The organism is Candidatus Leptovillus gracilis, assembly GCA_016716065.1.
Classification (GTDB): domain Bacteria; phylum Chloroflexota; class Anaerolineae; order Promineifilales; family Promineifilaceae; genus Leptovillus; species Leptovillus gracilis.
Map to the genome: position 1 here is coordinate 1,014,966 of JADJXA010000002.1, position 8,863 is coordinate 1,023,828.

At 55.5% G+C, this 8,863-nt stretch carries 7 protein-coding genes and 2 pseudogenes; 1 reads left to right on the plus strand and 8 read right to left on the minus strand.

Features of this window, described 5'->3' with window-relative positions:
- Positions 1–49: 49 nt before the first annotated feature.
- Complete coding sequence (locus IPM39_08735) at positions 50–406, minus strand: hypothetical protein (protein MBK8986154.1); 357 nt, start codon at positions 404–406, stop codon at positions 50–52.
- A 315-nt stretch (positions 407–721) separates the two neighbouring features.
- On the opposite strand from IPM39_08735, the pseudogene htpG reads away from it, so the two are divergent.
- Positions 722–2,612: pseudogene (gene htpG / locus IPM39_08740) on the plus strand (molecular chaperone HtpG).
- 105 nt (positions 2,613–2,717) lie between these two features.
- Here the strand turns inward: htpG and IPM39_08745 are convergent.
- From IPM39_08745 to IPM39_08775, 7 genes and pseudogenes are all read right to left on the minus strand, one after another.
- Positions 2,718–3,320, minus strand: coding sequence for an HAD family phosphatase (locus IPM39_08745; protein MBK8986155.1), 603 nt, complete (start codon positions 3,318–3,320; stop codon positions 2,718–2,720).
- Between the two features lie 57 nt (positions 3,321–3,377).
- The gene (locus IPM39_08750) at positions 3,378–4,160 is read right to left on the minus strand and encodes a hypothetical protein (GenBank protein MBK8986156.1); all 783 of its coding nucleotides are present in this window, start codon (positions 4,158–4,160) and stop codon (positions 3,378–3,380) included.
- A 69-nt stretch (positions 4,161–4,229) separates the two neighbouring features.
- Positions 4,230–4,850 (minus strand): hypothetical protein, encoded by a 621-nt coding sequence (locus tag IPM39_08755; protein ID MBK8986157.1) that lies wholly within the window; start codon positions 4,848–4,850, stop codon positions 4,230–4,232.
- Between the two features lie 87 nt (positions 4,851–4,937).
- Positions 4,938–6,196, minus strand: a pseudogene (locus IPM39_08760) (adenosylhomocysteinase).
- 64 nt (positions 6,197–6,260) lie between these two features.
- Positions 6,261–7,226 carry a carbohydrate kinase family protein gene (locus IPM39_08765; protein ID MBK8986158.1) on the minus strand — a complete coding sequence of 322 codons (966 nt, stop codon included), beginning with the start codon at positions 7,224–7,226 and terminating at the stop codon, positions 6,261–6,263.
- A 30-nt stretch (positions 7,227–7,256) separates the two neighbouring features.
- Positions 7,257–8,024, minus strand: a complete 768-nt coding sequence (locus tag IPM39_08770; GenBank protein ID MBK8986159.1) for a glycosyltransferase family 2 protein — start codon at positions 8,022–8,024, stop codon at positions 7,257–7,259.
- A 507-nt stretch (positions 8,025–8,531) separates the two neighbouring features.
- On the minus strand, positions 8,532–8,837 hold the full coding sequence (locus IPM39_08775; protein MBK8986160.1) for a hypothetical protein: 306 nt from the start codon (positions 8,835–8,837) through the stop codon (positions 8,532–8,534).
- Positions 8,838–8,863 lie beyond the last annotated feature (26 nt).

Here is an 8,863-nt window from a genome sequence, read left to right on the forward strand (position 1 = left end):
AATGGCGGTGTGGGAACTATCATCGGTGTTTCCGTCAATCTGTGGCCGACTATTCGGCCGATAAGATGTGCAGTTTGGCGTGGGGGATGGTTTCAAAGGCCCCACAATGGAATTTGATAGTAAAGCCGCTTTGCAAGATAGGATGCTCGCTTATGTGGGCTTTGGTTGTTTCAATGGCGTAGTCAATCAGGTCCATAAACCGTTCCCGGTCGCTTTGTTTTAACTCTTCTGTTGTACCGTCTCCTTCAAAAGTCACGGCTAACCAGTGAACAGCCGCTTCCGGGCGGATATTTTCAATCAGGGCAAAACTCCGTTTTTCGTCTTTGTGGATAATTTTGCCAGGCTGCTTACCTTTGATAATGTCGCCAAAAGGGTCATCTACGTCGGTCAATTCGTCAAAGTCCATGTTTTTGCCTGCCTCCCTGCAGTGATTGTCTGTACTGAAGCGGGTTAATATCTGTGAAAAACGTCACAGGGCGATTGTAACATGAGGGTAAGCTGGTGGTCAACGAATGTGGTTGTAAAGTGAGCAGCAGCCTGTGTCCGGGCAATCTGGGTAAAATATCTTATGCAGCTCTTATGGAAGGCGGGTATGATAACGGCCGTTAAAATCATCTTGTCTTACAAACAACCAAACAATTGGCCGGAACAGCGACATTGAGCCTACAATTAACCGCTATCTAATCTCTATTTTCTAATTTCTAAGGAAGAGGTGGTAACCATGACAGTAGAAGAACATCAGGCAACCGAAGCATTTAACTTTAAGACCGAAGTGAAGCAAGTGCTGCATATTTTGGTCCACTCCTTGTACAAAGACCAGGACATTTTTCTGCGCGAACTGGTCTCCAACGCCTCAGACGCGCTGACGCGGCTGCACTTTGAAACCCTGACCAACCGTGACTTTTTGGATCCCGACGCCGAATTGGCTGTTCACATCAGCGTGCCGCAAACCGATGAAGGCGAACCCAAGAAAATTATCGTCCAAGACAGCGGCCTGGGCATGACGCGGGATGAGTTGATCCGCAACCTGGGGACCATCGCCCAATCTGGGGCGCGCGAGTTTTTAGCCAAAATTAGCGCCGGCGACGTGGACCCTGGCGACGTGATCGGGCAGTTTGGCGTGGGCTTCTATTCCGTGTTTATGGTGGCTGATGAAGTGCGCGTCGTCTCGCGCAGCTACCAGCCTGGGGCCGAAGCGGCCGCCTGGGTGTCTGACGGCAGCGACAGTTTTCGCATCGAATCGGCCGAAAAGAGCGACCGGGGCACGGAAATCCACATTACCCTGAAAAAAGAGGCTGAAGAATTTGCCAACGAGTGGAAGCTGCGGCAAATTGTGAAGAAGCATTCCGACTTTGTCCGTTACCCGGTGTACGTCGGCGAGCAGCAGGCCAATCAACAGGAATCACTCTGGCGCAAAAACCCATCGGATGTGAAGCCGGAAGATTACAAGAGCTTTTACCAGCAGATGACGATGGATTTTGAAGAGCCATTGGCGACCATCCATTTTACCTCGGATGCGCCGGTGCAGGTGCGGGCGCTGCTGTTTGTCCCAGCCAAACGGGAGCCGAACATTCTGGCGCTGCGCAAAGAGCCGGGGTTGATGCTCTATTCGCATAACGTGCTGATTCAGGAGTACTGCACCGATTTGCTGCCGAACTGGTTGGGATTTGTAGATGGTGTGGTGGATTCGGAGGATTTGCCGCTAAATGTGAGCCGGGAAACGGTGCAAAACAACCGGTTGATGATGCACCTGGGCAAGACGATTCGCAAGCGGGTGCTGCGCGAATTGGGCAAGCTGGCCGACACGGATCAGGAAAAGTATCAGACTTTCTGGCGCGAATACGGCCGTGCCCTCAAAGAAGGCATCGCCACCGACCCAGCGGCCAAAGAAGAGCTGCTGCCCTTTTTCCGCTACCATTCGTCCAATTCCGAAGACGAGCCGATTTCGCTGGACGCTTATGTGCAGCGTATGCCTGAATCCCAAACCGACATCTATTATGTCCTGGGCGACGACAAGCGGACTGTGGCCAACAGCCCGCATCTGGACCCGTTTAAGCGCGCGTAATCTGGAAGTGTTGTACTGGGTGGACCCACTGGATGTATTTGTCGCGCCGATGATGGCCGACTATAAGGGTAAACAGTTCCGTAATATTGATGACGCCGGCCTGGAACTGCCAGAACTGGAACAGGACGAAGCCGCTAACGAACAGGAAACGGCCGTGCCCGATGCCGACTTTAACCGGCTTGTTGGCCGTTTTGTGACTACGTTGGGCGATAAAGTGGTGGAAGTGCGCCAGTCTAAAGTGTTGAAAAACAGCCCGGTGCGGCTGGTCTCACCGGAGGACGCGCCCAACCGCGAGATGCAGCGCATCTACCGGATGCTGGGCCAGGAGTATGAAGTGCCGAAGAAGATTCTGGAGGTCAACCGCCAGCACCCGCTCATCGCCAATCTGGCCCGGCTGGCAATGGAGCAGCCGGATGGCGAATTGGTGAAGCTGTCCATTGAGCAGTTGTACGACAGCGCCCTGGTGCAGGAAGGACTGCACCCCAATCCCACAGCCATGCTGCCACGCATTGAGCAGCTTATGATGTTGGCGGCGGCAGCGGAGTAAAAAACAGGACGCGGATAAACGTGGATGTGGTCGGCGGATTAGCGCAGATTTTTCAAATTATTCGCGCCAATCCGTCTATTCCGCGTTTATCCGCGTCCAATTCTTTTAAGCGCTTAACCAGGATTCGATAGCCGGCCGGGTCTGGCTCCACTCTTTGTGGTGGATGGCGTGTAGGCCAACGGCCGTTGCTCCCGCCACATTTTCCACAATATCATCCACAAACAACGCCGCTTCGGGCGGCACGCCTAGCTGCTGCAAGGCCAGGTGGTAGATGGCCGGGTTCGGCTTTAGCAGCCCTACGTCGCTGCTTAGGATGACACTTTGGAAGTGGGTAAACTCCGGGATGAGGATGTGCAGCCAGTCCACATGCACGGCGTTGGTGTTGCTGATGATGCCCAGGCGCAGATTGGGCCGTTGTGTCAATCCCACTGCATACGCCAGCGCCACCTCGTCGCGGTAAATGTGGCGGCAAAAGGCGCGGGCAAATTCGTCGTAATCGGGGGTGGTTCCGGCTTGTTGGACCAGGGTTTGGTGTAGTTGACGGCCGTTCACAATCCCTTTCCCCGCATCCTCGGCCAGATGGGAAGCCAACCTATCGAGTTCACTGAAAGAAGCCTGGGAGACAGCGGCAACGGCCGTCCACGTGCTTTCGTGGTCATAATCCACCAGCACGCTGCCTAAATCGAAGATGACTGCTTTGGGTGTCATGGTGTGGGTGTGGGTGTGAGATTTGTCCAATCTTTAAGATTGGACAAATCTTCGTTGTTAGCGGCTCGTGCGCTCTACCAACCGCTTGAGTTGGTTTTCAAAGGCGCTGTCGGGCATAAACGCCAGATTTAGCCGCCGCACAACGGCCGTACGCGCCGCCAGATACGCATCCAACAAATGGCGCAGGTGAACGGCCGTCGCTTTCGTATCGGCTGAGTAGAAGGCGGCCAGCATACCCTGGTAAACCGGGTCTTCCGGCGGCAGCACGTGCAGCAGCGGTGGCAGCGAAAAATGCAGCAGTTCCATGTAGACGGTAAATGGTTTGTCATAATCGCCGCGCAGCACCTGCCGGTACACGTCCCAGAACATCACCCAAAAGCGTTCATCCAGGGCGGTCAGTTCGGCGGCGGTCATCTGCGGCCGGGTTAGCACGGTTTGGGCGCAGCGTGCCTGATAAGCCGCGGCCCACCCCTCTTTGTCGTCCTTCAGGATGCGCAGGTCGCGGTCCCAGGGGTTGGGCGTCAGCCCCTCTTTGGTCTCATAGCGATAATCCGCTTTGGTCCCGTTGCTGTAGAGGGTGATGTGGAAGTACGGCCGTACATGCGCTGCGTCAAACGATTGGCAGGGTACGTAAGGCGTCACCGATTTGACGAATTCGCGCCGCTGCCGCCAGGCGCTCTCGCGCCGGGCATCGTCGGCGAACACCAGGGCCACATCCAGGTCAGAATAGGCGTCGTCAGTGCGACGGCCGTATGACCCGGCCAAAAAGCAGACCACTATATCTGATTCGGTCAGCACCCGTTGTTGTAAGCGCACAATGACGCGATCTTGTTCAAACATGGCGATTTCGGATTTCGAATTGGCGATTGGCAGGGGCGAAGCTGTCGGGCAGAGACATTGACGATTGGGCTAGAAACAGCCCATCATCGTCATGGCATAGACGACGCCTGCGCCTAACGCCAGGCCGGACAAAACTTGCGCCGGCGTGTGACGCTTCAGATAAAGCCGCACCCAACACACCAACACCACCAACGGCAGGATAAGCAGCCCGGCCGCCCAGCCAAACACCAGACCCACCAGCAGCATGGTCGCCATCACGCCGGTGGCGTGGATGCTGACCAGCCAGAAGATGTTAATCAGGCCCAATAAGACCAGCTCGATGCCATTAAATAGCGTCAGGCAGCGCAGCAGTTCCGGCCCATCGAAGGTGATGATGAGGTAATAAAGCAGCAGGGTAGACAAAACGGCCGTCACATACGGCAGATGCCGCTCTTTGGTGTTGCTCATGTGCAGTTCGGCAATCCGGCCGGTCCGCAGTAAAAAGAGCACAATGAGAATGGGCAGCAGCGCGACAAAAAAACCATACACGGCCGCCCACAAGAAACCTTCCAGAGACGGCCGTTCATACAGGGCAAACGCCAACCCCAAAATGGCAAACATCACCGGCGGACTGACGATGTTGGAAAAAAGGCGGGCAGTTTGCACCCATCCGGTGCGGTCGGCTTCGTGGTGGTCGCGGGGTGTACTCATGGGGACTGGGTGGCTGGGTGGCTGGGTGGCTGGGTGTCTGGGTGGCTGGGTGACAGTTTCACCTTGTCACCCAGCCACCCGTTTATCTCACGTGCCTTCTTCCCAGGAGTTCAGGTATTTCACCTGTTCATCGGTCAGGGTGTCAATCTGGATGCCCATGGATTGCAGTTTGATGGCGGCAATGGTCTGGTCTACCTCTTCTGGCACTGTGTAGACGCGGTTTTCCAGTTTGCCCTGGTTGTCCAGCAGGTATTTGGCGGCCATCGCCTGCCCGGCGAAGCTCATATCCATCACCGCGGCCGGGTGGCCTTCGGCGGCGGCCAGGTTGATCAGGCGGCCTTCGCCCAGCAGGTTGAGTTTACGGCCGTCTTTGGTGGTGTACTGCTGCACAAACGGCCGTACCTGCTTCGGGTCGTCCACAGACAAAGCGCGCAAGGCCACTTTGTTGATTTCCACGTCGAAGTGACCGGAGTTCGCCAAAAGGGCGCCATCCTTCATCACCGCCAGGTGGCGCTCGTCAATGACGTGAATGTCGCCGGTCGCCGTCACAAAAATGTCGCCAATGGGAGCCGCTTCAATCATCGGCATCACGCGGAAGCCATCCATCACCGCTTCCAACGCCTTCAGCGGGTCAATCTCGGTGACGACGACATTCGCGCCCAAACCCTTGGCGCGCATGGCGATGCCCCGGCTGCACCAGCCGTAACCACCCACGACCACCGTGCGCCCGGCAATCAGGAAATTGGTCGCCCGGATGATACCATCCATGGTGGACTGGCCCGTGCCGTAGCGATTGTCAAACAGGTGCTTGGTCATGGCGTCGTTGACGGCCATCATGGGGAATTCCAGGGCGCCGTCGTTGGCCATGGCCCGCAGGCGCACAATGCCGGTCGTCGTCTCTTCGGTGCCGCCGATGATGTTGGGCAGCAGTCGCGGCGCGATTTGTGCAGGGTGCTGACCAGGTCGGCGCCGTCATCCATGATGATGTGGGGTTTGTGATCCAACACGGCGTTAAGATGTTTGTGGTAGGTTGCGTTATCTTCACCTTTGATGGCAAAAACGGGGATTTCGTAATAGCTCACCAGGGCGGCGGCTACGTCGTCCTGGGTGCTGAGGGGGTTGCTGGCCGACAAAACAACGTCAGCGCCGCCGCTTTGCAAGGCGATCATCAGGTTGGCGGTTTCGGTGGTGACGTGCATGGTGGCCCCAACGCGAATACCGGCAAACGGCCGTTCCACGCCAAACTGATCACGAATGCCGCGCAAGACAGCCATCTCTTGCTCAGCTCACTCCATGCGATGCCGCCCGCCGGGCGCTAAATCGGGATTCTTAATATCAAAGTCCATCTGTAAATACTCTCCTAAAAAACATAATGGATTGGGAGAAGGGGCTGTAGATTACCCCCTGTTCCTATCCCCCAATTCCTAATAACAAATCCAACGCCCCTTCGTCATCGAAATGCTCACGATAACGGGCCACAAATTCGGCCGGCGTGAAATAATGATTTTGCGTGCCGACTTGTTCCAGCACGTAGGTGGCGGCCAATGCGCCCATGCGCCCGGCTACCGGCCAGGGCAGCCCCAATTCCATACCGCGCATCAACCCGGCGCGGAAGGCGTCGCCGGCGCCGGTTGGCTCCACCACCTGGCGCGGCGGCACAATCGGCACAAGGTACTCCTGCCCATCGGCCAGCAGATAAGCGCCATCTTTACCTTTGGTGATGAGCAAACCACCCACCCGCTGCCGAATATCGGCGTCGCTCAGGCCAGTTTTGTCACGGATCAGGTCGTATTCATAATCGTTGACAGCCAGGAGCGCCGCGCCATCCAGTCCTTGCGCCAAATCGTCGCCGTTCAGGCGAGCGGTTTGTTGGCTGGGGTCATAAATGTAGGGGATGCCCAACGCTTTGCATTCCAGGGCATAGGCGCGCATGGCGTCCGGGTCGTTGGGCGAGATGATCGCCAGGTTGGCGTCGGCGGCGTATTGGGCAAACGTGAGGCTTTTGGCATGAGCCATCGCCCCGGTGTAAAAGGTGGCAATCTGGTTTTGCGCGTCATCGGTGCTGACGAAAAAAGAGGCGGTGAAATCGTCGGGAATTTCGATGATGGGGGACGTATCCACTCCCAGGCCATCCAGCCACTGACGATAATCGCCGAAATCCTGGCCGGCGGTGGCTAAGATGCTGGGCCGCGAACCGAGTAAGGCCAGCGTATAGGCGATGTTGGGGGCTGTGCCGCCGCGATGCTTTTTCATGCTGTCTACCAGGAAGCTCAGGCTGACCTTGTGCAGACTTTCGGCGACGAGGGAGTCGGTGAATTTGCCCGGGAAGTGCATCAAATAATCGAAGGCGATGGAGCCGGTGATGACAATTTTCATGTTACTTACTTCTTTTATGGCCGGAATTTGTCAGTCACGCAGGTTGGCCTGGCTGGTGACAACCTTATTATGCGCCTGGGGCTTAACGTCGCTCTTAAGCACGGCCGTTACCCCCAACCTGTCCCGCAGCATGGTCAACATGGCGCGTAAGCCATCTTTGACGGTAATTTTCTTGCCCTCGGCGTAGGTGCGCGGGTCGTAGCTGATGGGAATTTCCAGAATTTCGTAACCGGCCAACAAAATTTTGTCCGGCAGTTCAAAATCCAGGTTGAAGTCGGTGGTTGTCAGGTTGAGCGATTTTACCACGTCGGCGCGGACCATTTTGGTGGCTGTGCCCACGTCGGTGAGGTGGCCGCCAAAGAGAATATTCGTCATGGCCGTCAGGGTGCGGATGCCCCAATAGGCGTGGGCATATTCGTAAATGGCCCGGCCACCCAAAATGCGCGAACCAAAAATGGCGGCAGCGCCGGTCTCTTCCACTTTGCGGCAGAAGCGGGCGTGTTCGGCCGGGTCGTACTCTTTGTCGGCATCCTGGATGATCATGTAGTCGCCGGTCATGTTTTCAATGCCGGTGCGGATGGACATGCCTTTGCCCATGTTGCGTTCATGGAAGAAGATGCGGATTTCCGGGTCGGCGATTTGTTGCAGGATTTCCCGTGTGCCGTCGGTGGAAAAATTGTCCACAACGAGAATTTCGCGGTCCCAACCGGGGCCTAAATCCACCGCCTGGGTCTGGTGGATAACTTCCTGGATGGTTGCTTTTTCGTTGTAGCAGCAGATGATGACAGATAATTTCATGTTTGTTCAAAGTGAAGGACTGAGAATTGCGCTTTTCATCATAAAGCCCACTCCTCAGTCCTCAGTGCCAATAAGTATTTATTTGAAAAGCCGAAGCTGAAAAGCCAGCTTGTGATTATAGCACACGGCCGTTTTTTACAAAAAGCCGGTGCTGGCGGTACAGCAATTCTAAATGTAGAAAACGGGTATCGGGAAAATAGCGGCGCAATGCCGATGTATCAGCGAGGAGTCGCACTCTGCGCTAATCAGATTAAAGTGCAGTGTTATGTGGCACGGTTCCGGAGTACAGTAACGACCTCAAAACCAGGTAATTACCCAGATGATAGCAACGCGGCATTTAGCCACCTCTGCCGAGGCGACTTGTGAGCATCCAGTAACAATGGCCCAATCGTAAGAAACGAAACAGTTAGTCAGGGGCGGGTTCCGCTCTCTAGACCCTCGGCCATAAATTGAATCAGGGCTTCCCAATTTTCAAAAGATTTGCCAACGCATCAGTGACCGGGCATCTCAAAGAAGGCGACGCGCACCTAGAGCAGCACGAATCCGTTTGTAGGTCGTATCCACCAACTCCAGAAAGGTGTGCAGGAAAAAGGCGAGTAGATTAAGCGTGACATGACGGTCGTCGAAATGTTCTTGCCCATGACCAAAATTGTGCTTAATATGATAGCCGTGGGTGGTCAGGACATTATGTCCCTCATTTTCATGTTTCCAGCGGGCGCGTCCAGCGTGGAGTGGACAGCTTGGACCAGAGGCGCGTCCAGGCGTAAACTGGTCACAAAGCTGTTTTGATAAAGGCGTTCGCCAGTAATTCATGGGTAATCGTCAACTCGCACCAGTTC

What these genes read in the sequence shown, in the direction of transcription:
- IPM39_08735 (MBK8986154.1), bottom strand. Translation starts at nt 406, where the DNA reads ATGGACTTTGACGAATTGACCGACGTAGATGACCCTTTTGGCGACATT.
- IPM39_08745 (MBK8986155.1), bottom strand. Translation starts at nt 3,320, where the DNA reads ATGACACCCAAAGCAGTCATCTTCGATTTAGGCAGCGTGCTGGTGGAT.
- IPM39_08750 (MBK8986156.1), bottom strand. Translation starts at nt 4,160, where the DNA reads ATGTTTGAACAAGATCGCGTCATTGTGCGCTTACAACAACGGGTGCTG.
- IPM39_08755 (MBK8986157.1), bottom strand. Translation starts at nt 4,850, where the DNA reads ATGAGTACACCCCGCGACCACCACGAAGCCGACCGCACCGGATGGGTG.
- IPM39_08765 (MBK8986158.1), bottom strand. Translation starts at nt 7,226, where the DNA reads ATGAAAATTGTCATCACCGGCTCCATCGCCTTCGATTATTTGATGCAC.
- IPM39_08770 (MBK8986159.1), bottom strand. Translation starts at nt 8,024, where the DNA reads ATGAAATTATCTGTCATCATCTGCTGCTACAACGAAAAAGCAACCATC.
- IPM39_08775 (MBK8986160.1), bottom strand. Translation starts at nt 8,837, where the DNA reads ATGAATTACTGGCGAACGCCTTTATCAAAACAGCTTTGTGACCAGTTT.